The 21,695-nt window shown below is 61.7% G+C and carries 22 protein-coding genes; 7 read left to right on the top strand and 15 right to left on the bottom strand.

Features of this window, described 5'->3' with window-relative positions; translation table 11 throughout:
- Positions 1–34: 34 nt before the first annotated feature.
- The 6 genes from hemW to ACJ8HB_RS21190 are packed head-to-tail and all read right to left on the bottom strand — an operon-like array spanning position 35 to position 4,202.
- Positions 35–1,177, bottom strand: a complete 1,143-nt coding sequence (gene hemW / locus ACJ8HB_RS21215; protein WP_047570533.1) for a radical SAM family heme chaperone HemW — start codon at positions 1,175–1,177, stop codon at positions 35–37.
- The gene (locus tag ACJ8HB_RS21210) at positions 1,170–1,763 is read right to left on the bottom strand and encodes an XTP/dITP diphosphatase (protein ID WP_033635946.1); all 594 of its coding nucleotides are present in this window, start codon (positions 1,761–1,763) and stop codon (positions 1,170–1,172) included. The genes hemW and ACJ8HB_RS21210 overlap by 8 nt, the downstream gene beginning before the upstream one ends.
- A 17-nt stretch (positions 1,764–1,780) precedes the next feature.
- Positions 1,781–2,071, bottom strand: coding sequence for a DUF167 family protein YggU (gene yggU, locus ACJ8HB_RS21205; RefSeq protein ID WP_004948014.1), 291 nt, complete (start codon positions 2,069–2,071; stop codon positions 1,781–1,783).
- Positions 2,068–2,622 (bottom strand): YggT family protein, encoded by a 555-nt coding sequence (locus ACJ8HB_RS21200; RefSeq protein ID WP_033635944.1) that lies wholly within the window; start codon positions 2,620–2,622, stop codon positions 2,068–2,070. Before ACJ8HB_RS21200 ends, yggU begins: the two co-directional genes overlap by 4 nt.
- 31 nt (positions 2,623–2,653) lie before the next feature.
- Positions 2,654–3,475 (bottom strand): pyrroline-5-carboxylate reductase, encoded by an 822-nt coding sequence (gene proC, locus ACJ8HB_RS21195; protein ID WP_033635943.1) that lies wholly within the window; start codon positions 3,473–3,475, stop codon positions 2,654–2,656.
- A gap of 19 nt (positions 3,476–3,494) precedes the next feature.
- Entirely contained in the window at positions 3,495–4,202 is a 708-nt protein-coding gene (locus ACJ8HB_RS21190; protein ID WP_047570540.1) for a YggS family pyridoxal phosphate-dependent enzyme, read from the bottom strand.
- A gap of 20 nt (positions 4,203–4,222) precedes the next feature.
- Between ACJ8HB_RS21190 and ACJ8HB_RS21185 the strand changes: the two genes are divergently transcribed.
- Complete coding sequence (locus tag ACJ8HB_RS21185) at positions 4,223–5,245, top strand: type IV pilus twitching motility protein PilT (protein ID WP_047570543.1); 1,023 nt, start codon at positions 4,223–4,225, stop codon at positions 5,243–5,245.
- Here the strand turns inward: ACJ8HB_RS21185 and ruvX are convergent.
- The 6 genes from ruvX to ACJ8HB_RS21155 all read right to left on the bottom strand — a co-directional run bounded on the left by ruvX (position 5,242) and on the right by ACJ8HB_RS21155 (position 9,441).
- On the bottom strand, positions 5,242–5,664 hold the full coding sequence (ruvX, locus tag ACJ8HB_RS21180; protein ID WP_015379046.1) for a Holliday junction resolvase RuvX: 423 nt from the start codon (positions 5,662–5,664) through the stop codon (positions 5,242–5,244). The genes ACJ8HB_RS21185 and ruvX overlap by 4 nt on opposite strands.
- On the bottom strand, positions 5,664–6,227 hold the full coding sequence (locus ACJ8HB_RS21175) for a YqgE/AlgH family protein (protein ID WP_033635940.1): 564 nt from the start codon (positions 6,225–6,227) through the stop codon (positions 5,664–5,666). The genes ruvX and ACJ8HB_RS21175 overlap by 1 nt, the downstream gene beginning before the upstream one ends.
- A gap of 142 nt (positions 6,228–6,369) precedes the next feature.
- Positions 6,370–7,320, bottom strand: coding sequence for a glutathione synthase (gene gshB, locus ACJ8HB_RS21170; RefSeq protein WP_033654664.1), 951 nt, complete (start codon positions 7,318–7,320; stop codon positions 6,370–6,372).
- 10 nt (positions 7,321–7,330) lie between these two features.
- Entirely contained in the window at positions 7,331–8,062 is a 732-nt protein-coding gene (rsmE, locus tag ACJ8HB_RS21165) for a 16S rRNA (uracil(1498)-N(3))-methyltransferase (protein WP_033649590.1), read from the bottom strand.
- A 69-nt stretch (positions 8,063–8,131) separates the two neighbouring features.
- Positions 8,132–8,827, bottom strand: a complete 696-nt coding sequence (gene endA, locus ACJ8HB_RS21160) for a deoxyribonuclease I (protein ID WP_041036666.1) — start codon at positions 8,825–8,827, stop codon at positions 8,132–8,134.
- A gap of 101 nt (positions 8,828–8,928) precedes the next feature.
- A complete protein-coding gene (locus ACJ8HB_RS21155) occupies positions 8,929–9,441 on the bottom strand; it encodes a SprT family zinc-dependent metalloprotease (protein ID WP_016930082.1) in 513 nt (170 codons plus the stop codon).
- A 349-nt stretch (positions 9,442–9,790) separates the two neighbouring features.
- Here ACJ8HB_RS21155 and fumA point away from each other — a divergent pair, with 349 nt between their 5' ends.
- Together fumA and ACJ8HB_RS21145 are read left to right on the top strand one after the other, a co-directional pair.
- Positions 9,791–11,437: a class I fumarate hydratase FumA gene (gene fumA / locus ACJ8HB_RS21150; RefSeq protein ID WP_033649593.1), complete on the top strand. Its 1,647-nt coding sequence runs from the start codon at positions 9,791–9,793 to the stop codon at positions 11,435–11,437.
- Between the two features lie 150 nt (positions 11,438–11,587).
- On the top strand, positions 11,588–12,454 hold the full coding sequence (locus tag ACJ8HB_RS21145; protein WP_047570548.1) for a helix-turn-helix domain-containing protein: 867 nt from the start codon (positions 11,588–11,590) through the stop codon (positions 12,452–12,454).
- Here the strand turns inward: ACJ8HB_RS21145 and ACJ8HB_RS21140 are convergent.
- Positions 12,378–13,430, bottom strand: coding sequence for an XdhC family protein (locus ACJ8HB_RS21140; RefSeq protein WP_047570550.1), 1,053 nt, complete (start codon positions 13,428–13,430; stop codon positions 12,378–12,380). The two genes, ACJ8HB_RS21145 and ACJ8HB_RS21140, sit on opposite strands and share 77 nt — an antisense overlap.
- A gap of 8 nt (positions 13,431–13,438) precedes the next feature.
- Entirely contained in the window at positions 13,439–14,023 is a 585-nt protein-coding gene (locus ACJ8HB_RS21135; protein ID WP_047570551.1) for a nucleotidyltransferase family protein, read from the bottom strand.
- Positions 14,024–14,231: 208 nt separating this feature from the next.
- Between ACJ8HB_RS21135 and ACJ8HB_RS21130 the strand changes: the two genes are divergently transcribed.
- The 3 genes from ACJ8HB_RS21130 to ACJ8HB_RS21120 are packed head-to-tail and all read left to right on the top strand — an operon-like array spanning position 14,232 to position 18,804.
- On the top strand, positions 14,232–17,021 hold the full coding sequence (locus tag ACJ8HB_RS21130; RefSeq protein WP_047570553.1) for a xanthine dehydrogenase family protein molybdopterin-binding subunit: 2,790 nt from the start codon (positions 14,232–14,234) through the stop codon (positions 17,019–17,021).
- On the top strand, positions 17,018–17,572 hold the full coding sequence (locus ACJ8HB_RS21125) for a (2Fe-2S)-binding protein (protein WP_033635931.1): 555 nt from the start codon (positions 17,018–17,020) through the stop codon (positions 17,570–17,572). Before ACJ8HB_RS21130 ends, ACJ8HB_RS21125 begins: the two co-directional genes overlap by 4 nt.
- Positions 17,569–18,804 carry a cytochrome c gene (locus tag ACJ8HB_RS21120; protein WP_047570555.1) on the top strand — a complete coding sequence of 412 codons (1,236 nt, stop codon included), beginning with the start codon at positions 17,569–17,571 and terminating at the stop codon, positions 18,802–18,804. Before ACJ8HB_RS21125 ends, ACJ8HB_RS21120 begins: the two co-directional genes overlap by 4 nt.
- 63 nt (positions 18,805–18,867) lie before the next feature.
- Here ACJ8HB_RS21120 and ACJ8HB_RS21115 read toward each other — a convergent pair whose 3' ends face one another.
- Positions 18,868–20,244, bottom strand: a complete 1,377-nt coding sequence (locus ACJ8HB_RS21115; RefSeq protein ID WP_033635929.1) for an amino acid permease — start codon at positions 20,242–20,244, stop codon at positions 18,868–18,870.
- Positions 20,245–20,875: 631 nt separating this feature from the next.
- Here ACJ8HB_RS21115 and pdhR point away from each other — a divergent pair.
- The gene (pdhR, locus tag ACJ8HB_RS21110) at positions 20,876–21,640 is read left to right on the top strand and encodes a pyruvate dehydrogenase complex transcriptional repressor PdhR (RefSeq protein ID WP_004937490.1); all 765 of its coding nucleotides are present in this window, start codon (positions 20,876–20,878) and stop codon (positions 21,638–21,640) included.
- Positions 21,641–21,695 lie beyond the last annotated feature (55 nt).

Raw genomic sequence — 21,695 nt, 5'->3', positions numbered from 1 at the left:
ATGAAAAAAAGCGCTGATTATTCAGCGCTTTTTTTTACTCGTCGTCCGCCAGGAACAGTTCCAGCAGCGAGTTGAGGAACAGTTTGCCCTTCTCGGTGATCTGCCAGTGCTCCGCGGTTTCTTCCAGATAGCCTTTGGTCAGCGCTTCGTCCAGCTGTGGGCGAATGACGCTTTCCCCCAGCCCGGTGTAGTTGACGAAGTCGGCGCGCGGCGCGGCTTCCAGCAGGCGGAAGCGGTTCATGAAGAATTCGAACGGCCGATCCGCCGCCGCCACCTCATGTTGCTTGTCCATGTAGTCGCCGCGCATAAAGCCGCGCGGGTGCTTGGTCTTGGCGGTGCGCAGGATGCGCCCGTCGCTGAAGGTCACCTTGCCGTGCGCGCCGCAGCCGATCCCCAGATAGTCGCCGAAGCGCCAGTAGTTGAGGTTGTGCTGGCATTGGTAGCCCGGCTTGGCGTAGGCCGAGGTTTCATATTGCTGATAGCCGGCGGCGCTCAGCAGCTGGTGGCCGCGTTCGAAGATGTCCCACAGCGCGTCGTCGTCCGGCAAGACCGGCGGGCGCGAGCTGAACAGGGTGTTCGGTTCGATGGTCAGCTGATACCACGACAGGTGCGGCGGATTGAGGGCGATAGCCTGACGCAGATCGTCCAGCGCCTCTTCCAGCGACTGATCCGGCAGGCCGTGCATCAGATCGAGGTTGAAGCTGCGCAGGCCGAGGCCGGTCGCCAGCGTCGCCGCGCGCTTGGCCTCTTCCGGGCCGTGGATGCGCCCCAGGCGGGTCAGCTTCTCTGCGCTGAAGCTTTGCACCCCGATGGAGATGCGGTTGACGCCGGCGCGCTGGTAGCCACTGAAGCGATCGGCCTCCACGGTGCCGGGGTTGGCCTCCATGGTGATTTCGGCGTCGTCGGCGACGCGAATGCGCGCCCGCACGCCGTCCAGCAAGGCTTGCATCGCCTCGGCGCTCAGCAGGCTGGGGGTGCCGCCGCCGATGAAGATGGTGCTTATCTCCCGGCCGCCGGCCAGCGGCAGGTCGGCATCCAGATCCGCCAACAGATGATCGACATACTCCTGATGCGGCACGTCACCCTTCAGCGCATGGGAGTTGAAGTCGCAGTACGGGCATTTCTGCACGCACCACGGGATGTGGATGTAGAGACTCAGCGGGGGCAGCTTAAGCATTGCGCATGGCTTCCAACATCAGCTTCAGCGCCTTGCCACGGTGCGAAATCGCCCGCTTCTCGTCGCGGCTCAGCTCGGCGGCGGTGCGGCCCAGCTCCGGCACGTAGAAGACAGGATCGTAACCGAAACCGCCTTCGCCGGCGGCCTGTTCGGTGATTTCGCCGGCCCAGCTGCCGTGGAACACCAGCGGCGTCGGATCCTGCGCATGGCGCAGATAGACCAGCACGCAGTGGAATTGCGCGCCGCGCCGGCCCGGCGCCACGTCTTTCAGCGCCGCCAGCAGCTTGTCGAGGTTCTGCCGATCGTCGGCGTCTTCACCGGCATAGCGTGCGGAGTAGATGCCCGGCGCGCCGCCCAGCGCGTCGACCGCCAGGCCGGAGTCGTCGGCGATCGCCGGCAGGCCGGTGACCTGTGCCGCATGGCGCGCTTTCAGAATGGCGTTTTCGATAAACGTCAGCCCGGTTTCTTCGGCGGATTCAACGCCCAGATCGGTTTGCGCGACCACGTCCAGGCCGAAATCGGCCAACAGGTCGGCGAGTTCGCGCACTTTGCCCGGGTTACCGGTGGCAAGAACGACTTTTTGCATAATGACTACCTTGAAAATTATTCGATGAGCGCCGCGACCACGGCGGGGATCTGTTGCGGATTCACGATGCGTAACTGTTTATGCCGCCCCAGTTCGCCTTTCTCGATGGTGACGTTGCTTTTCGCCACTTTGAACTGCTTGGCGATAAACTTGATCAGATGGGCGTTGGCTTGGCCGTCGACCGGCGGGGCGGTGATGGCGACTTTCAGTTCGTCGCCATGCAAGCCGATAATTTGGTCGCGGCTGGCTTTCGGCTGAATATATAGCCTGATCGCCAGCCCGTCCAGCACCGGAGTGACTGCACTCACAGCAGGAACCAGATCTCGCCGAACAGATCCATGCCCAGGTAATTGATCAGATAGAGGATCAGGATCACCACCATGGCGGAAAAGTCGATGCCGCCCATCGCCGGGATGATGCGACGGATCGGCGCCATCAAGGGTTCGGTGAGCTGGTACATTACATAGTCGATCGGGCTGCGGCCCTGACTGATCCAGCTCATCAGCGCACGAATGATCATCACCCAGAAGATCAGGTAGCCGGCAGACTTCACCAGCGAGATCAGGCCGAACAGCAGGTTATATGGGCTGAGCGACATCGCGCCGCCCTGGATCAGCAGCAGCAGCGGGTACTTGATGGTCATCAGCAGGAACGCCAGCAGCAGCGAAGCGCTGTCGATGGGCCCCAGCGACGGGATGATGCGGCGCAGCGGGCCGACCACCGGCTGGGTGATCTTCACCACAAACTGCGAGAACGGGTTGTAAAAATCGGTGCGCGTCCACTGCATCCAAATGCGCAGCAACAGCACCATCACGTACAGATCAATAACGGTCTTGACCAGGAAAGTCAGCGTTAGCATGAAGTGGTCCTTCTCCTTAACTCATGGTTATTTAAAATAATTTTTCCATCTCTTGCGCGCGGGAAACGGCGGCCTGCATCGCTTGCGCCACGGTTTCCGGCAGCTGGCGTTCATTGAATACCCGCAGCGCTTCGGCGGTGGTGCCACCTTTGGAGGTCACCTGCTCGCGCAGCGTGCCCAGCGGCGTATCCGGGTTGGCTTCCACCAGCGCGGCGGCGCCGGAAGCGGCCTGCTGCACCAGATCGCGCGCGGTCTGGCTGTCGAAGCCCATACGTTCGGCCTCTTTTTGCATCGCCTCCATAAACAGGAAGAAATAGGCCGGGGCGCTGCCCGCGGCGGCGATCACGCCGTTGATGCCATTTTCGTCATCGACCCAGCAAACTTTACCGACCGACGCCATTAAATCGCCGGTGTAGTCGCGATCCTGCTGGCTGACCTGCGCCGGCGCGTACAACCCGCTCATGCCCTTGCCGACCAACGACGGGGTGTTGGGCATGATGCGCACGATGTCCAGCTTGTCGCCGAGCAGCTGATAGAAACGGCTGACCTGAATACCGGCGGCGATCGACAGCACCAGTTTGCCGCTGAAATCGACCTGCTCGCGCAGCGGTTGGCAAACGTCGGCCATCATCTGCGGTTTGACCGCCAGCACCACTACTTCGGCCGCGCGCGCGCAGGCGACGTTGTCGCCGCTGCTGACGATGCCATAGTCCGCCGCCAGCGCATCGCGGTTTTTCGCCGAAGGGGCGCAGACGCTGATGGATTTGGCCGGATAGCCGCCTGCCACCAGGCCGGCGATGATTGCACGCGCCATGTTGCCGGCGCCGATAAAGGTAATCTTGCGATGTTGCATCAAATCCCTCGTCTGTGTGTCAGGCCTGCGAGTAGTCGCGGGCGCCAAAAATTGCGGTGCCGATGCGCACCAGGGTGCTGCCTGCGGCGATCGCTGCCGCCATATCGTCCGTCATGCCCATAGATAGCGTATCGGCCTGCGGATAACGCTGACGCAGGGCGAGAAAGGCGTCGTTCATCCGGCCGAATACCGCCAGCTGCCGCTGATAATCCGCTTCCGGTGCCGGGATGGCCATCAGGCCGCGCAGCGTCAGGTTCGGCAGCGCGGCGATCGCTTCGGCCAGCGCCGGCAGCTCGGCCAGCGCGATGCCGGATTTGCTCTGCTCGTCGCTGATGTTGATTTGAATCAGCACGTTGAGCGGCTGCATGCCGGCCGGGCGCTGATCGCTCAGGCGCTGGGCGATGCGCAGCCGATCTACGGTATGGCACCAGGCGAAGTGTTCCGCCACCAGCCGACTCTTATTGGATTGCAGCGGGCCGATAAAGTGCCACACCAACTCGCCGCTCTGCGGCGACTCGGCGAAATGCCGGATCTTGTCTACCCCTTCCTGGACGTAGTTCTCGCCGAAGGCGCGCTGGCCCGCGGCGATGGCTTCTTCGATCGCCGCCACAGGTTTGGTTTTGCTGACTGCAAGCAGGGCAACTTCTTCTGGCGCCCGCGCGCAGTTTTGCGCGGCGGCCGCGATGCGGTTTCTGACATCCTGCAGGTTCTGTTGGATAGTGCTCATTATTGACCCGGGAGAGTGATATGGATATCGATGAATTCGTGGCCCTTAGTGTAAAGCATAATGCTTCCGATCTGCACCTTTGTGCCGGTCATCCGCCGATGTTGCGCATCGACGGTGAACTGCAGCCGCTGGCGGCGGCGCCAACGCTGACGGCGCAAGGCGTGCAGGCCCTCTGCGACGGATTGCTGAATGCGCAGCAGCGCGAGAGCCTGCGGCGGCTGGGGCAGGTCGATCTGGCGTTGCACCGGCCGGGCGGGGAGCGGCTGCGGGCCAACGTTTTTCAGCAAAGCGCGGGGATGTCTCTCGCATTGCGGCGCATCGCCGGGCAGGCGCCTTCGCTTGCCGAGCTGGCGGCGCCGGCCATCGTCCCGGCGCTGCTGCGGCGCGACGACGGGCTTCTCCTGGTCACCGGCGCCACCGGCAGCGGCAAGTCCACCACGCTGGCGGCGATGATCGACGAGATCAACCGGCACCAGCCGCGGCACATTTTGACGCTGGAGGATCCGATCGAATTCCTGCACCGCAGCCGGCGTTCGCTGATCCAGCAGCGGGAAATCGGCCGCGACAGTCAAAGCTTCGATGCGGCGTTGCGCGCCGCGCTGCGCGAAGATCCGGATGTGATCCTGCTGGGCGAACTGCGCGATATTGCCACCATTCGGCTGGCGCTCACCGCGGCGGAGACCGGCCACCTGGTGCTGGCGACGCTGCACACCCGCAGCGCGCCGCAGGCGGTGGAACGGCTGGTGGACGTGTTTCCGGCGGAAGAGAAACCCTATGTGCGCGCCCAGCTGGCCGGCAGCCTGCAGGCGGTGATCGCGCAAAAGCTGATGAGGCGGCCCGGCGGCGGGCGAGTGGCGATCTTTGAGGTGCTGACGGCGACGGCGGCGGTCAGCAACCTGATCCGCGAAGGGAAAACCCATCAGTTGGCGAGCGTGTTGCAAACCGGCGCGCAGTCCGGCATGCAAACCTTTGAGCAAGGTTTGCAGCAGCGGATCGACGCCGGCGTGTTGGGGGAGAGTGCGGGGGAGGGAACGGAGGGTTAACCCAGCTGCCGTTCGAACCAGCTTTCGAGGATCACCACCGCAGAGGCGGAATCCACGCTGCCTTTGTCGAGCGCGCGGAAGCCGCCGCGATCGAACAGGTTGGCGCGCGCTTCCACGGTGCTCAGGCGCTCGTCATGCAGATCGATCTGGATGCCGAAGCGGCCGTGCAGGCGGTTGGCGAACTTGCGCGCCTGGGCGGTCACGGGTTGTTCGGTGCCGTCCATGTTCAGCGGCAGGCCGACCACCACCAGATCCGGCTGCCACTCCTTCAGCAGCTTTTCGATTTTCAGCCAGTCCGGCGAGCCGTCCTGCGCTTTGAAGGCCGGCAGGGCGCGGGCGCTGCCGGTTAACTCCTGGCCGACGGCCGCGCCGATGCTTTTGGTGCCGAAATCGAAGGCGATAATGGTGCGGTTGCTCATCAGGCGTGTCCTGCGTGGTTGGCGATGCTGCGAATGTCGATACCCAGAAGGTTCCCCGCCTCGCGCCAACGGCTGGCGATCGGCGTGCGGAACAGAATGTCGGTGTTGGCCTCGATGGTCAGCCAGGCGTTCTCCAACACCTCCTGCTCCAGCTGGCCCTTTTCCCATCCGGCATAACCCAGCGCCACCAGCACGTCGTCCGGTTGTTCCGGGGTGCCGAGCGTTTCCAGCACGTCTTTCGAGGTGGTGATCATGGTGTTGGGGGAAATTTGAATGCTGGCACCGAAGCCGTGGCGCGGCGTATGCAGGATAAATCCGCGATCGTCCGCCAGCGGGCCGCCGGCGAATACAGGCTTGTCCAGGCTGATGGCCGGATCGCGCGCAGGCGGCATGATCTTCAGCTTGCTCAGTACCGTGGCTACCGTGAACTGCTCCACCGGTTTATTGATCACCAAACCCATGGCGCCTTCTTCGTTGTGCTCGCAGACGTAAATCACCGAGCGCTTGAAGCGAGGATCCTGCAGGGTGGGCATGGCGATCAGAAAATGGTGCTGTAAATTCATGGCGTTAGTATAAGGTAATCAATGGGTGAGAAAATAAACAGCCGCCAGTATGCGGCTATACCCGCCGCCTTTCAAGCCGCGAAAAGGCGGCTTTGGCGGGCGCGATGCAGGATAGCGGGCGGCAGGCCGCCCGCATGGCGCATCACTTCGCCGCCAGGCGCTTTTCAATCGCGTCCATCAGCATGCCGGTAATCGAGATCGGGAATGCCGCCTCAATTTCGCGCGCGCAGGTTGGGCTGGTCACGTTGATTTCGGTCAGGCGATCGCCGATCACGTCCAGGCCGACGAAGATCAGCCCTTTCTCTTTCAGCGTCGGGGCGACGGTGCGGGCGATTTTCCAGTCGCTCTCGCTCAGCGAGCGCGCTTCGCCACGGCCGCCGGCCGCCAGGTTGCCGCGGGTCTCGCCCTGCGCCGGAATGCGCGCCAGGCAGTAAGGCACCGGCTCGCCGTCGACGACCAGGATGCGTTTGTCGCCGTCCTTGATCGCCGGCAGGAAGTTCTGCGCCATGCAGAAACGGCTGCCGTGTTCGGTCAGGGTTTCGATGATCACCGACAGGTTGGGATCGTCCTGCTTCACGCGGAAGATAGACGCGCCGCCCATGCCGTCCAGCGGCTTCAGGATGATGTCGCCGTGCTGCTGGTGGAATTTGCGGATGTGCGCGGCGCTGCGGCTGACCAGCGTGTCCGGCGTCAGCTCAGGGAACCAGGCGGTGAACAGCTTCTCGTTGCAGTCGCGCAGGCTTTGCGGCTTGTTGACCACCAGCGTGCCTTTGACCTCGGCGCGCTCCAGAATGTAGGTCGCGTAGATGTATTCGGTATCGAACGGCGGATCCTTGCGCATCAGGATCACGTCCAGATCGTGCAGCGCCAGATCCTGCTCGCTGCCGAAGCTGAACCAGTTTTCCTTGTCTTCCTTCACGCTCAGCAGGCGGGTGCGGGCGCGCCCGTCACCGGCGTGCAGATAGAGATCGTTCATCTCCATGTAGTGCAATTCGTAACCGCGGCGCTGCGCTTCGAGCAGCATGGCGAAGCTGGTGTCTTTCTTGATGTTGATGGAATCGATAGGATCCATCACGATGCCGAGCTTAATCATCTTTTCTCCTTTAACCCAGGTCGCCGAAGCGGACCTGCAGAGCGGTAATGGCGGTGAGCGCTGTGGTTTCGGTACGCAGCACGCGTGGCCCCAACAGAATATCAGTAAATCCGTGGCCGGTGGTCATGGCGATTTCGTCGGCGGACAAACCGCCTTCCGGGCCGATCAGCAGGCGGACGCGGTCTACCGGCTGCGGCAGGGTGTTGATGCTGTGGCTGGCGCGCGGATGCAGGTTGAGCTTCAGGCTGCCGTCTTGTTCGGCGCACCAGGCTTCCAGCGACATCGCCTCGCGGATTTCGGGAATGCGGTTGCGGCCGCACTGTTCGCAGGCGGCGATGGCGATCTTTTGCCATTGCTGGATTTTCTTCGCCAGACGCTCGCCGTCCAGTTTGACGCCGCAGCGCTCGGAAAACAGCGGGGTAATGACGTTGACGCCCAGCTCGATGGATTTCTGGATGGTGAACTCCATCTTCTCGCCGCGCGAGATCACCTGGCCCAGATGCAGGTTGAGCGGCGATTCGATGTCGTCCACGCGGCCGTCGCTGAGGCGCACCAGCACGCTCTTTTTGTCCACCCGAACTATCTCGGCGTCGAACACCTGGTTGCTGCCGTCGAACAGCTGCAGCGCCTGGCCGGCGCTCATGCGCAGCACGCGGCCGACGTGGTTGGCGGCGTCCTCGCTGAGGGCGATCTCCGCCCGATCGGTCAACGGCTGCGGATGGTAAATGCGGGGTATGCGCATGGGTAGTCTGATCCTGACGAAACGGCGCCGTGGGTTGGCGGCGCCATGAAAGATAAAGGCTATAGTAGGTTAGCTTTTCCGCTGCTGACAAGCCTGTTGAATATAGGGGTTGTGGTTGCCCTGCACCTTGGCGATACGTGCTTCACGCTGACATTCCCATTGGCTCACCGGATATTGCCGGTTCCACACCTCGAACAGCTGGGTTTGCTGGCGTGACAGCCGCAGCTGGTAGCGATCGCGCATGTAGAAGTAGGTGCGGGCGATGGCGCCGCGGGCGCGGGCGGGCGGCTCCGCCTGTTTATTCTTGAAGTCCACCTTCATCGGGCACTGCCCGTATTGGCCTGCGCCGCCGTTCCATTGGCTGTACATGAAGTTATTGCGGTCGCCGTTCACTTCGCCGATCGCCGGCTGCAGGTTGTGCAGATCGGTTTCTATCTGGCGATAGGTGGCGTCCTTGTTGCAGTTTTTGCGCCCGCCGTCCTGCCAGCACTGCAGCTGGTGGCCGAACTGCCAGGCCGGCACCACGTGTTCCCACTCGATACGCTGCGCGCGCTGGGCGTTTTTACGCACCTGATAGCCGCAGCCGGCGAGATCCGGGATGCCCTTCTTGCCTTGCCAGTCGATGCGGCAGCCGCAGTAAAAGCTGCCCGGCGCATCCTGGTTAATCTTGGCCGACGCCGCCTTGGCCTGAGAAAAATTATTGATGCCGTGCGCCTGTACGGCGCCTGCGGCGAAAACCGCGATAAACAAAATTCTGCGAAGCATATTCCAAAACAGCTCAAAATTGGAAAAGCAGGCAGGGTAACGGAACTTGCCGGCAGTGGCAAATGACGATATTTGCTTGTTTTAACGTATAAATCGTTTAACTAAAGGTTCTCGCTAGCGAGAAATTTCAGTTTTTCGCCGCACCGGCGGCAGCGGTATTCGCTTTCGCCGCGCAGCACGCGATTATGGCGGCGGATGGTGAGCTGGTGCTGCCCGCAGCCACAGCGATAGGGGAAGGTTTTGCTTTGCACCGAGGCGGTTTCGAAGCGGTGGGTGCGGCTGGCGGGGGTCAGCAGCACGCTTTCCATCATCCAGCGCCATTCGCGGCCGTGCGGCGCCACCCGGCCGAATTGGCGAAACACCAGCAGGTGCGCCAACTCGTGCGGCACCACTTCATCGATAAACGGCTGTTGGTTTTCCAGCAGCAGCACCGGATTCAGGCGGATTTCCCAGCTTTGCAGCCAGGCGGTGCCCGCGCTGGTGCCGCGTTGCTGATAGACGATGCTGGGTTCGGGGAACTCGACGGCAAAATGCCGGCGGGCCAGCTGCAGCTTTTCTCGCAGGCAGCGCATTACCGCTTGTTGCAGCGCGATGGGGATTCTCGGTTTGTTCATTGCGGCCTAGCTTAAGCAATGGCGCGGCGGCTGACAATACGCCCCGCGTAAATCGCATCCGGCGCTTTTTCGCCACATTGATAAGACGATCGCCGCCGATGGATTGTAATCAATGTGTTAACTGCGGGATAATAAAGCGTGCATGATGAGCCTGTACCCGCAGTTCTCACCGAGCAAGGTTGAAACGCCGCCTGTGGTAATCCCTTACGCAAAGAGCGGTTATTTTGCGATTTGGCGCAATAACTGACTGATTAAAAATACGTAAGGTGGAGGCAGTTTTTTGACAAGGCGCCGAGCCGTGCGCCGCAAGTGTGAATTTAACGCAGCTGATGTTGCAAGTGAGAGATCAATGTCGAATAAACCGTTCCACTATCAAGATCCGTTCCCGCTGAAGAAAGACGATACCGAATACTACCTGCTGAGCCGCGACCACGTTTCCGTGAGCGAATTTGAAGGCCAGGAAATTCTGAAAGTTGCCCCTGAAGCGTTAACCCTGCTTGCCCAGCATGCGTTCCACGACGCCTCGTTCATGCTGCGCCCGGCGCACCAGCAGCAGGTGGCCGATATCCTCAAAGATCCGGACGCCAGTGAAAACGACAAGTACGTTGCGCTGCAATTTCTGCGTAACTCAGAAATCGCCGCCAAGGGTATTTTACCGACCTGCCAGGACACCGGTACGGCGATCATCGTCGGCAAAAAGGGCCAGCGCGTCTGGACCGGCGGCGGCGATGAAGCCGCGCTGTCGCGCGGGGTGTACAACACCTACATCCAAGAGAATTTGCGCTATTCGCAGAACGCCGCGCTGGATATGTACAAAGAGGTCAACACCGGCAGCAACCTGCCAGCGCAGATCGATCTCTACAGCGTGGACGGTGAAGAGTATAAGTTCCTGTGCATCGCCAAGGGAGGCGGTTCCGCCAACAAAACCTATCTGTATCAGGAAACCAAGGCGCTGCTGTCGCCGGGCAAACTGAAAAATTACCTGGTCGACAAGATGCGCACGCTGGGCACCGCGGCTTGCCCGCCGTACCACGTGGCGTTCGTCATCGGCGGCACCTCGGCGGAAGCGACGCTGAAAACCGTCAAGCTGGCTTCGACCAAGTATTACGATGGTCTGCCGACCGAAGGCAACGAGCATGGCCAGGCGTTCCGCGATCTGGAACTTGAAGCGGAATTGCTGCAAGAAGCGCAGAACCTGGGTCTGGGCGCGCAGTTCGGCGGCAAATACTTCGCGCACGATATCCGCGTGGTGCGCCTGCCGCGCCACGGCGCGTCGTGCCCGGTCGGCATGGGCGTCTCCTGCTCCGCGGATCGCAACATCAAAGGCAAGATCAACCGCGACGGCATCTGGCTGGAAAAACTGGAGCACAATCCGGGGAAATTCATTCCTCAGGAGCTGCGCCAGGCCGGGGAGGGCGAGGCGATCAAGGTCGATCTCAACCGTCCGATGGCCGAGATCCTCAAACAGCTGTCGCAGTACCCGGTTTCCACCCGCCTGTCGCTGAGCGGCACCATCATCGTCGGCCGCGATATCGCGCACGCCAAGCTGAAAGAACGCCTGGATCGCGGTGAAGGCCTGCCGCAGTACGTCAAGGATCACCCGATCTACTACGCCGGCCCGGCCAAAACGCCGGAAGGTTACGCGTCCGGTTCGCTGGGGCCAACCACCGCCGGGCGTATGGACTCCTACGTCGATCTGCTGCAATCCCACGGCGGCAGCATGATTATGCTGGCGAAAGGCAACCGCAGCCAGCAGGTAACGGATGCCTGCCACAAGCACGGCGGTTTCTATCTCGGCAGCATCGGCGGCCCGGCGGCGGTGCTGGCGCAGCAGAGCATCAAGAGCCTGGAGTGCGTGGAGTACCCTGAGCTGGGCATGGAAGCGATCTGGAAAATCGAGGTGGAAGATTTCCCGGCGTTTATCCTGGTGGATGACAAAGGCAATGACTTCTTCCAGAAGATCCAGGCCGGTCAGTGCTCCAGCTGCCTGAAATAAGCGCGGCCCCCTTCGCCGCCTGCGGGCGGTGAAGGGGATTGTGTAAAGTCCTGTAGCCTGCTGGACGGCGAGTTTTAACCTGTATACCCTACGCGGACAGCACTAAAATTCGACTAATGGAATATCGGCAACAGAAGGCTCGGCAAGCACATGAGTACGCAGGAAAGTCATATCAAGGAATTGCTGGTCTGGATTGAGGATAATCTGACCAATCCGCTGTCGTTGGATATCGTTTCCGCCAAGTCAGGCTATACGAAATGGTATCTGCAGCGCATGTTCAAGAAGCAGACCGGATTATCGTTAGCTTCGTATATCCGCGCTCGCCGCCTCTATCTCGCCGCCTTCGCCTTGCGTTTCACGCAGAAGAGCATCCTCGATATCTCGGTCGAATACCAATTCGATAACCAGCAGACGTTCTCGCGCTGTTTCAAGAAACACTTCGCCGAATCGCCCAGCGTCTATCGCCATGCCCGCAAGCAGGACTTCAGTAATCTGGTGCGTTCGCTGGCGGCCAGCCAGCCGGGCGATATTCAGGTCGAACGCGTCAGCATCGCCAGCGGGCAATACGCCTTTCACGGCAAGCAGTACGCTTATCACCTGGATATCGAGAAGCTGGACAAGTCGCACCTGCCGCAGCGCAGCGCGCTGCGGGCGCAGTTCTATACCTTATTGGGCGAGCGCCCGACGCAAACCTATTCGTTTACCCAACTGGTGCCGGACGGCGAGCGGGTCAGGGTCGATTATACCCTGGGCGTGACGACGGAATACCCGCTGCGCGAAGGCGTGGTGCTGGAGCCGTTGCCGGAGATCCACGGCGAGTTTTGCCGTTTTCGCTATTCCGGCAAGCCGGTGGCGCTCAATGACCACATCATTCAAATCTACACGCAGGTGCTGCCCGAAATGGGGCTGGCCCGCGGTGACGGGCCGGACATTACGGTGTTCAGCTATTCGCTGAGCGGGAAAGAGGAGCTGCATCTGGAGTTGCAGCATCTGGTGCCGGTGGTGCCGCTGCATTGAGCTCGTCGGCGGCCGGCAGCCGGTTTTTTTGCTGCACGATCGCCGCCATCACCGCCAGGGCGATCTCCGCCGGGGTTTTGCTGCCCAGTGGCAGGCCGATCGGCGCATGGATGCGTTCCAGCTCCTGCGGGGTGAATTCGGCAATCTGCTGCAAACGCTGGCGCCGCCGCGCGCTGTTTCTGAGCGAGCCCATGGCGCCGATGTAAAACGCCGGGGTGTGGATCGCTTCCATCAGCGTCAGGTCGTCCATGCGCGGATCGTGGGTCAGCGCCACGACGGCGGTATTGGCGTGGCAACCCCCTTCCTCAATGAATTTGGCCGGAAACTGACGCAGCAACGTCACGCCCGGTTTCAGCTCGGCGGCAAAGTTATCCAGCGCCTCCGGGCGGTTCTCGCACACCAGCACCTCAAACCCCAACGCCACGGCGAAATCGGCGCAGTACAGCGCCACGCTGGACAGCCCGGCGATCAGCAGGCGCGGCGCGGCCGCGATGTGCAGGGTGATCTGCTCGAGCCGGCGTTCGACCTGGGTGGCGCTGGTGAAGTGGCTCTGCTCGAGGCTGTGGCAGGCGTTGGGCAGCGTCAGGCGTTTGATCAACGCGTGATGCCCTTCCAGCGCGCCGGCGATGCGCCGCAGGTAAGCGATGCTGGCTTCACTCGCCGGCAGGTATTCGATCAGCACGTCCAGCACGCCGCCGCAGGGCAGCGCCACGTTGGGCGTCATGCCGCCTTCGCCGTAGCGAATCACCTGGCTGGCCGCCTGATACTCCCCGGCGGCCATGCGGCGCAAAAAATCCTCCTCCACGCAGCCGCCCGACAGCGAGCCGCTGTAGCGGCCATCGCGGGTCGCCGCCATCAGCGCACCCGGCGAGCGCGGCGAAGAGCCGTAGGTGCTGAGCACGGTACATAACCAGACCGGCTGTTGCTGCAGCCAGCTTATCGCCTGGCTGACCACGGTGACGTCAAGATGTTGCATAGGTGAATTTACTCGCTGGCCGGGAGTTGCGATGGAAGATCAATATCCTGCACGACGCCGGGTTGCTCAAGCGGCAGCAGGTGCACTACCGCGCCTTGCAGCAGTTCACGCGCGCCATTATCGCCGCGCAGTTGGCAAAGGGGTTTGCGCAATAGAGCGGAAAAGCCGACCGGATGACCGGGCTGTTGCGCATAGCAGGGGCGCACGATCGCGTGCTGCCGTAAGGCATCCGCCACCTGCCGGAAAACATCGGCGCCGACGAACGGCATATCGGCCAGGTGAATCAGCCAGCCCTGCCAGTGCGGCGTGGCCGCAACGCCCGCGGCGATCGAGTCGCCGAGGCCCGCGCTGGCGAGCAGGGTGACCGGCACCTGGTTGGCGGCGCAGGCGGCCAGCACCGGCAGATTATCCGGCCGGGTCACCACCTGTACCGGCAGGCCGGAGGCCAGCGCCTGGCGCAGGGTGTGTTCGAACAGCGATCGCCGCTCGCCCGCCGCATCGGCAAATCCGGCGTTCAATTTGTTGCCCCGGCCGCCGGCCTGAATAAAGCGCTCCCCGCGTCCGGCGGCGGTAATGACAATGCCCGTGGTCATGGTTGAAGTCCGTGTTTGCGCAAATTATTTATTAGCCTACAAACTACCTGTGTTTTGTAAATGTTTTTTTGTTGAAAACAGTCTGTTAATCATCACATAATTTTAGTTATAAGCATATGCTTATGACGTCTACGGCAAGGTCGTCAGCGTTTGCGCAACAACACCGCGAACAAAAACCAATTACAAGAAAGACGTGAAGGACTTATTTATGAGCAATTTCAACCCGTCGCGGCGCCGCTTTATCAAAGGCGCCGTGATTGCGGGGGTGTCCGTGTACCTCGCGCCCCTGTACAGCCGCGCCTACGCCGCGCTGTTCGAGCAAAAAATCCTCCAGTCACCCAACTGGGATCCGCAGACCAAACGCGTCCGTTTCCGTATCGATGGCCGCGCCAAGGTGATGGGGCAGAAGGTGTTCGCGCGCGACATCCGCGCGGTGGACATGCCGCACTGGCCGCAGAAACAGGCGCACGCCTTCATTCTTCGCGTCACTAAAGCCGACCGGCTGTTCGAGGGCGTCGATCTGTCGCTGCTGGGGGACGACCTGCAGCCGGATCGCCTGGTGACGGCGGAAGATCTGGCGCGCGACGGCCTGGCCTTCCCGGCGTTCTACGGCGACGACATGCTGCTGCCGAGCGGCAAAACCCCGGCCTATCTCGGCCAGGCGGTGGCGATACTGATCTATCACGACTTCGCCCGTTTCCGCTTCGCCAAGGACAAGCTGAAATTCCGTGAGGAAACCATCAAATACGGCGCGGTCACCGGCCCGCTGGAGCGCGATCCCTGGGGCAGCTTCCGCTATGTGCGGGTGGGGGGCGATCAACCGTTCGACGACGATCGCTTCTCCAGCCTGAAGGACACGCCGATCTTCCCGGTGTCGATGAAAAAACACCTGCCGGTGTGGCCGGAAGGACGCGAGGGCGGCAAGCTGGATCAGGAAGGCATGCGCTATGCGGGCCTGATCGCCGACGAGATGGCCAATCCGCCGGCCGATTGGCTGGTGATGTCGCGCCGCTACACCACGCAGTCGATCGACACCTCGGCGCTGGAGCCGGACAACGCCAACGGCTGGTTCGATGCCGAGACGCAAACGCTGCATCTGGTGGTGCCGACCCAGTCGCCGCAGGAAGTGGCCGACGAGATGCCGCGCATGCTGGCCAAGCGCAACCCGCCGGTGAAACAGCTTATCCTGCACCCGTGCTACACCGTGGGCTACGGCTCGAAAGATCACTACAACTTCCCGTATTACGGCGCGGTGGCGGCGATGTACGGCGACGGCCACCCGGTGCGCCTGGCCAACGATCGCTTCGAGCAGTTCCAGACGGCGCTGAAGCGCCACGCGTTCGACATGAATTACCGCATCGCGGTGAATAAGCAGACCGGCGTCATGCAGTCGTTCCTCGGCGACATGACCGCGGACGGCGGCGGCCGCAGCAACTTTACCCCTTCGGTGGTGATGGTCGGCGCGACCGCCGCCCAGTCGATTTACTACTTCCCGAAAAGCGATCTGTCGTCGGTCGGGCTGGCCTCACGCGCCATCGACGCCGGCTCGGCGCGCGGTTACGGCACGCTGCAGAGCATGGCCGCCACCGAGATGATGGTGGATGAGCTGGCCGCCGAGCTGAAGATCGACCCGATCGAGTTCCGCCTGCGCAACGTGCTGAAATCCGGCATGAAAAACACCCAGGGGGCGATCCCGGCCGGTGCGATCCGCGCCGATGAAGTGCTGGAGAAGGCGGCGAAGCATGAGATGTGGCTCAAGCGCGCCGAACGCAAGGCCGAGTTTGAGAGCCGCCATCCCGGCAAGCGCTATGGCGTTGGCTTCGGCTGCGTGCAGAAAGACTTCGGCACCGGGGCGGAAACCTCGTTCGCCCGGGTGGAGCTGAGCGAAGACGGCCGCATCACGCTGCATCACAGCGGCGCGGAGATGGGCACCGGCATGTCGACCTCGCAGTCGGTGCTGTGCGCACAGTGGCTGGGCAAACCGGCCGACGAAGCGCATTTCTCGGTCACCGACTGGTCGGTGCTGCCGATGGTCACCAGCGGCGATCCCTACCTGATGTCGCAGGAGGAGCAGGACAAGCTGCAAACCAACCCTAACTGGACGCCGAGCTACTGTTCGCCGTCCAGCGCCAGCAACTCGGCCTATTACTTCTCGCACAGCACCCGCGAAGCGGCGCGCCTGATCTTCGATCACGGCCTGTGGCCGGCGGCGATGGCGCTGTGGCAGGCCGGCATCGGCGGCGGCCAGGCGGCACCGCTGGTGGTGCGGCGTGAAGATGCGCGTTGGGTCGAAGGCGGCCTGACGGCGGCGGGCATGTCGGTGCTGAGCCTCGAGCTGCTGGCCAAGACGGCCTATCAGATGGGCGGCGTCACCGGCGCGGCGGTACACGTCTTCAACCGCTGGCAGTGGGCGGAGGCCGATTTCACGCTGAGCGGCAAAAGCGAACGCCTGCCGATCGACGGCATGGCGCTGCGCAACGCCGGCGGCGAATTCAAACCGCTGGTGCGTGAGCAGGTCTACTACCCGCCAACCCAGCGCAACAATGCGGCGGTGACCTACTACAGCGCCGTTGGCACGCTGGCGGAAGTGGCGGTAGATATCGCCACCGGCCAGGTGGAATTGCTGAATCACCATTCGATCATGGAGTGCGGCAACCTGATCGTGCCGGAACTGGTTTCCGGCCAGCTGCAGGGCGGGCTGGCGATGGGGATCGGCCATGCGCTGCACGAATATTTACCGCTGTACGAAGACGGGCCGGGCAACGGCACCTGGAACTTCAACCGTTACCACCTGCCGCGCGCCAGCGACGTGGCGGTGTGGAAGCAGAGCGGCGACATCCTGCCGGCGCTGTCGGAAACCGATCCGCCGAAAGGCATGGCGGAGGTGGTGATGATCCCGATCGTGGCCGCGCTGGTCAACGCCATCGCCGACGCCACCGGCCACCGTTTCCGTGATTTGCCCGTTCGTGCAGAAAATATTCGTGAGGTATTACAATGAGCATTAAAACCCAGCCGATCTCCCTGACCATCAACCAGAAGCAATACGGCCCGATCGAGGTGCCGGAAGGCTTGATGATGATCGATTTCCTGCACGAATACCTTGACCTGACCGGCTCGCGCCTCGGCTGCGGGCAGGGCATTTGCCACGCCTGCGTGGCAATCGTCGATCACCCGAGCGGCACCAGCGAAGAGGTGCGCACCTGCATCACCGGCGCGCATTTCTTCAACGGCAAGAAAGTGCGTACCGTCGAAGGCCACGCCAGGGTGGACGAGCAGGGCGAGGTGGTTGAACTGTCGCCGATCCAGCAGGCGTTTCTGGAGCACTACAGCTTCCAGTGCGGCTACTGCACGCCGGGCTTCGTCAATGCCGCCACCATTTTCGTGGAAAAGCTCAAGCGTGAACCTATCGCCCGCGAGCAGCTGGAAAGCGCCATCGAGCAGGCGCTGGACAGCCACATCTGCCGCTGCACCGGCTACGTACGCTACTACGAAGCGGTGCGCGACGTGGTGCTGAAAACGCCGGGCCTGCTGAAGGAGACGGCGCAATGAAAAAACGTCTCGCAGTATTGATTTTGCTGGTGGCGATCGTGGTGATTGCGCTGCTGTGGTGGCGGGAAAACCGCCGTTACGACGGCCCGGTGCAGCAGGTGACCGCCGGCGCCGAACAGATCGCCCGCGGCCGCTATCTGGCGCAGGCCGCCGACTGCGCCGCCTGTCATACCGCCAGCGGCGGGGCGCCGTTGGCCGGCGGCTATCCGCTGGAAACGCCGTTCGGCACGATTTACGGCAGCAATCTGACGCCGTCGGCCGACCACGGCATCGGGCGCTGGACCAGGGACGACTTCTTCCTGGCGCTGACGCAGGGCGTGGCGCCGGGCGGGCGGCACCTGTACCCGGCGATGCCTTACACCTCGTACAAGGGCATGTCGCGTCAGGACGCCGACGACATCTACGCTTACCTGATGACGCGCCCGGCGGTGGACGTGGCCATTCCGGCCAACGAGATGCCGTTCCCGTTCAACCAGCGCATGGCGCTGATCGGCTGGAACCTGCTGTTCCGCAGCCAGGATCCGCTGCCGGCCAGTTCGCAGGGCAGCTCGCCGCAATGGCAGCGCGGCCGCTATCTGGTCGACGTGCTGGGCCACTGTGGCGAATGCCACACGCCGCGCGGCGCGCTGGGGCAGATGGATCTCGCCAAGCCGATGCAGGGCGGCGATCTCGGCCGCTTCATGGCGCCGGACATTACGCCGCACGGCCTGGCGCAGCGCGGCTGGACGCCGCAGGACGTCAGCCGCTTCCTCAGCACCGGCCTCGCGCCGCAGGGTTCCGCCTTCAGCGAGATGCACATGGTGGTGGATCTCAGCACCCGGCATTTAACGCCGGAAGACCATCAGGCGCTGGCGCTGTATCTGATGGGCGAGCAGCCGCCGGCGGCTGTGCCGGTGAAAATGGGCCAGGGCAGTGATGCCGGGCGCATGGCCTATCTGGATCAGTGCGCCGGCTGCCACGCGCGCGAAGGCGAGGGCAAACCGCACGTCGCACCGGCGATGCGCGATAACGCCACGCTGCGCCAGGTGGACGGCAAGAACCTGATCGTGTCGGTGCTGGACGGCCTGCCGGCTCAGCAGTTCCCGAACGGCGAAAGCATGCAGAGCATGCCGGGCTTCGGCGAACGGCTGAGCGATGCCGACGTGGCGGAGCTGGTGAATTATCTGCGCGTGACCTGGGGCGGCTTGCCGGCGGACATCACCGCCGAACAGGTGAAAGCGTTGCGTAAGTAAGCGGCGTTCAGGCGAAAAAAATGGCCCGCATCAGCGGGCCATTTTACTGTGCGGTCACGGGGTTCAACGGCTGGTGACGCCGTCGACGCGTTGGCTGCGCTGTTTGATGGCGTAACCGACGGCCAGGATCGCCACCCACACCGGGATCAGCAGCACCGAGATTTGAATGCCCGGCGTCAGGTACATGATCACCAGGATGCCGGCCATGAACAGCAGGCACAGGTAGTTGCTGAACGGGTACCAGAAGGCTTTGAACTTCGGCACCACACCTTCGCGATTTTTAGCGGCGCGGAACTTCAGGTGCGCCAGGCTGATCATCGCCCAGTTGATCACCAGCGCCGATACCACCAACGCCATCAACAGTTCGAAGGCGCGGCCCGGGATCAGGTAGTTAATCAGCACGCACAGCGCGGTGGCGAGGGCTGAAATGCCGATGGCCACCACCGGCACGCCGCGGCCGTCGACCTTCAACAGGCTTTTCGGGCCGTTGCCCTGCTGCGCCAGGCCGTACAGCATGCGGCTGTTGCAGTAGACGCAGCTGTTGTACACCGACAGCGCGGCGGTGAGCACCACGATGTTCAGCACGGTCGCCACCAGGTTGCTGTTCAGCGCGTGGAAGATCAGCACGAACGGGCTGCCGCCTTCGACCACTTTGCCCCAAGGGTACAGCGACAGCAGAATGGCCAGCGAACCGATATAGAAGATCAGGATGCGGTAGATCACCTGATTGGTGGCTTTCGGAATGCTCTTTTGCGGGTCGTCGGCTTCGGCGGCGGTGATGCCGACCAGCTCGAGGCCGCCGAAGGAGAACATGATCACCGCCATCGCCATCACCAGGCCCATGACGCCGTTGGGGAAGAACCCGCCCTGCGCCCACAGGTTGGTGACGGTGGCCTCCGGGCCGCCCATGCCGCTGAACAGCAGGTAGGCGCCGAACACGATCATGCCGATAATCGCCACCACCTTGATGATGGCGAACCAGAACTCCATCTCACCGTAAACTTTGACGTTGGCCAGGTTGATGGCGTTGATCGCCAGAAAGAATACCGCGGCGGAAACCCAGGTGGGGATCTCAGGCCACCAGTACTGCACGTAGATGCCGACCGCGGTCAGCTCCGCCATCGCCACCAGGACATACAGCACCCAGTAGTTCCAGCCGGAGGCGAAGCCGGCGAAGTTGCCCCAGTATTTGTAGGCGAAGTGGCTGAAGGAACCGGCAACCGGCTCTTCCACCACCATCTCCCCCAGCTGGCGCATGATCAGAAACGCGATGAAGCCGCCGATGGCGTAGCCGAGAAGCACTGACGGGCCGGCCATTTTTATTGTTTGAGCGATACCGAGAAATAACCCGGTGCCGATTGCGCCACCTAAGGCGATGAGCTGAATATGGCGGTTTTTCAGGCCGCGTTTCAGCTGATCACCATGCTGTTGACCATCCATCAATCAAACCCTCTGTCGTTGTGAATGCCCACATGCCTGTAAAGCAGTGGTTACGATGTGTGTTTTGTTTTATTTACGGCGTTATAGCTATTAATTCCACGGCGACGCTACCGTTTGGCAGAGAATAATGTTATGCGCGTCGGTTTGCACCTGCTTTGTCGTGTGAGTGATTAAGATTGCAGCAGTTTAGGAAACAAAATGCGGGTTGTGTGACGGCAGGGGGGATTCAGTGCATGAAATAAGCAACAAATCACATAATGCGCAAAAATAACGTAGATCCGAGCGGCGGCGCGCGTTCAAATAATGAACGAATCACCGTGGCGCTGCTCGCCAAATAGCCATTCATTAAAGCGTCATAACCATGCAATAAAACTTGGGCAAAAAGTTTGCACTCTTCCTTGCGTAAGGTTTGGTAAAAGTTAAATCCCCAACCCGGCGCGTAAATGGTAATACCATCACGGCGTTACCGGTTTGCAGCGGGGTTTTCAGCGGGGTGTTAAAATGTGCGGGTAACCTGATTTCGATCAAGGCCCGTATGGACAGGAGGTGAATACTTTGTTACTTTACCGTCACGTTTTTGAAATTGGTATTACCAATTGACTCCGCGCCATTCGCAGAGAAGAATTCACTCATGGCCTACAGCAAAATCCGCCAACCCAAGTTGTCAGATGTTATCGAGCAACAGCTCGAATATCTGATCCTCGAGGGGACACTGCGCCCAGGCGAAAAACTGCCTCCGGAGCGCGAGCTGGCGAAACAATTTGATGTCTCCCGTCCTTCTCTGAGAGAGGCCATTCAGCGCCTGGAAGCGAAAGGGCTGCTCCTGCGTCGTCAGGGCGGCGGCACCTTCGTGCAAACTAATCTGTGGCAGAGCTTCAGCGATCCGCTGGCCGAGCTGCTGGCCGACCATCCCGAATCACAGTTCGATCTGCTGGAAACCCGTCACGCGCTGGAAGGCATTGCCGCCTATTACGCGGCGCTGCGCGGCACCGATGAAGATCTGGCGCGCATCCGCGACTGCCATATCGTGATTCAACAGGCTCAAGACAGCGGCGATCTCGACGCCGAAGCCGATGCGGTCATGCAGTATCAAATCGCCGTGACCGAAGCTGCCCACAACGTTGTGTTACTTCACCTGCTACGCTGCATGGGGCCGATGCTGGAACAGAACGTGCGTCAGAACTTTGAATTGCTCTACTCGCGCCGTGAGATGTTGGCAAAAGTGAGCAGCCACCGCGCCGGAATTTTTGAGGCGATTGTGGCACGCGAGCCGGAAAAGGCCCGTGAAGCCTCGCATCGCCACTTGGCGTTTATCGAGGAAATCTTGCTGGATCTCAGCCGGGAGCATACTCGGCGCGAGAGATCGCTACGGCGTCTCCAGCAACGCAAGGATTAAGAGCTGTCCTCTTCAGGGTACACCAGCCTGCGGGGGTTAAGTTCGAGGTACTTAG

The organism is Serratia sp. CY27727, from assembly GCF_052169275.1.
In the GTDB taxonomy this organism is placed as follows: Bacteria; Pseudomonadota; Gammaproteobacteria; order Enterobacterales; family Enterobacteriaceae; genus Serratia; species Serratia sarumanii.
Note: the sequence above shows the minus strand (reverse complement) of the source record. Positions and strands in the feature narration are given on the sequence as shown.

Bases quoted from the DNA above. Each gene is read 5' to 3' on its own strand.
- hemW (WP_047570533.1), bottom strand. From the start codon at position 1,177: ATGCTTAAGCTGCCCCCGCTGAGTCTCTACATCCACATCCCGTGGTGC.
- ACJ8HB_RS21210 (WP_033635946.1), bottom strand. From the start codon at position 1,763: ATGCAAAAAGTCGTTCTTGCCACCGGTAACCCGGGCAAAGTGCGCGAA.
- ACJ8HB_RS21200 (WP_033635944.1), bottom strand. From the start codon at position 2,622: ATGCTAACGCTGACTTTCCTGGTCAAGACCGTTATTGATCTGTACGTG.
- proC (WP_033635943.1), bottom strand. From the start codon at position 3,475: ATGCAACATCGCAAGATTACCTTTATCGGCGCCGGCAACATGGCGCGT.
- ACJ8HB_RS21190 (WP_047570540.1), bottom strand. From the start codon at position 4,202: ATGAGCACTATCCAACAGAACCTGCAGGATGTCAGAAACCGCATCGCG.
- ACJ8HB_RS21185 (WP_047570543.1), top strand. From the start codon at position 4,223: ATGGATATCGATGAATTCGTGGCCCTTAGTGTAAAGCATAATGCTTCC.
- ruvX (WP_015379046.1), bottom strand. From the start codon at position 5,664: ATGAGCAACCGCACCATTATCGCCTTCGATTTCGGCACCAAAAGCATC.
- ACJ8HB_RS21175 (WP_033635940.1), bottom strand. From the start codon at position 6,227: ATGAATTTACAGCACCATTTTCTGATCGCCATGCCCACCCTGCAGGAT.
- gshB (WP_033654664.1), bottom strand. From the start codon at position 7,320: ATGATTAAGCTCGGCATCGTGATGGATCCTATCGATTCCATCAACATC.
- rsmE (WP_033649590.1), bottom strand. From the start codon at position 8,062: ATGCGCATACCCCGCATTTACCATCCGCAGCCGTTGACCGATCGGGCG.
- endA (WP_041036666.1), bottom strand. From the start codon at position 8,827: ATGCTTCGCAGAATTTTGTTTATCGCGGTTTTCGCCGCAGGCGCCGTA.
- ACJ8HB_RS21155 (WP_016930082.1), bottom strand. From the start codon at position 9,441: ATGAACAAACCGAGAATCCCCATCGCGCTGCAACAAGCGGTAATGCGC.
- fumA (WP_033649593.1), top strand. From the start codon at position 9,791: ATGTCGAATAAACCGTTCCACTATCAAGATCCGTTCCCGCTGAAGAAA.
- ACJ8HB_RS21145 (WP_047570548.1), top strand. From the start codon at position 11,588: ATGAGTACGCAGGAAAGTCATATCAAGGAATTGCTGGTCTGGATTGAG.
- ACJ8HB_RS21140 (WP_047570550.1), bottom strand. From the start codon at position 13,430: ATGCAACATCTTGACGTCACCGTGGTCAGCCAGGCGATAAGCTGGCTG.
- ACJ8HB_RS21135 (WP_047570551.1), bottom strand. From the start codon at position 14,023: ATGACCACGGGCATTGTCATTACCGCCGCCGGACGCGGGGAGCGCTTT.
- ACJ8HB_RS21130 (WP_047570553.1), top strand. From the start codon at position 14,232: ATGAGCAATTTCAACCCGTCGCGGCGCCGCTTTATCAAAGGCGCCGTG.
- ACJ8HB_RS21125 (WP_033635931.1), top strand. From the start codon at position 17,018: ATGAGCATTAAAACCCAGCCGATCTCCCTGACCATCAACCAGAAGCAA.
- ACJ8HB_RS21120 (WP_047570555.1), top strand. From the start codon at position 17,569: ATGAAAAAACGTCTCGCAGTATTGATTTTGCTGGTGGCGATCGTGGTG.
- ACJ8HB_RS21115 (WP_033635929.1), bottom strand. From the start codon at position 20,244: ATGGATGGTCAACAGCATGGTGATCAGCTGAAACGCGGCCTGAAAAAC.
- pdhR (WP_004937490.1), top strand. From the start codon at position 20,876: ATGGCCTACAGCAAAATCCGCCAACCCAAGTTGTCAGATGTTATCGAG.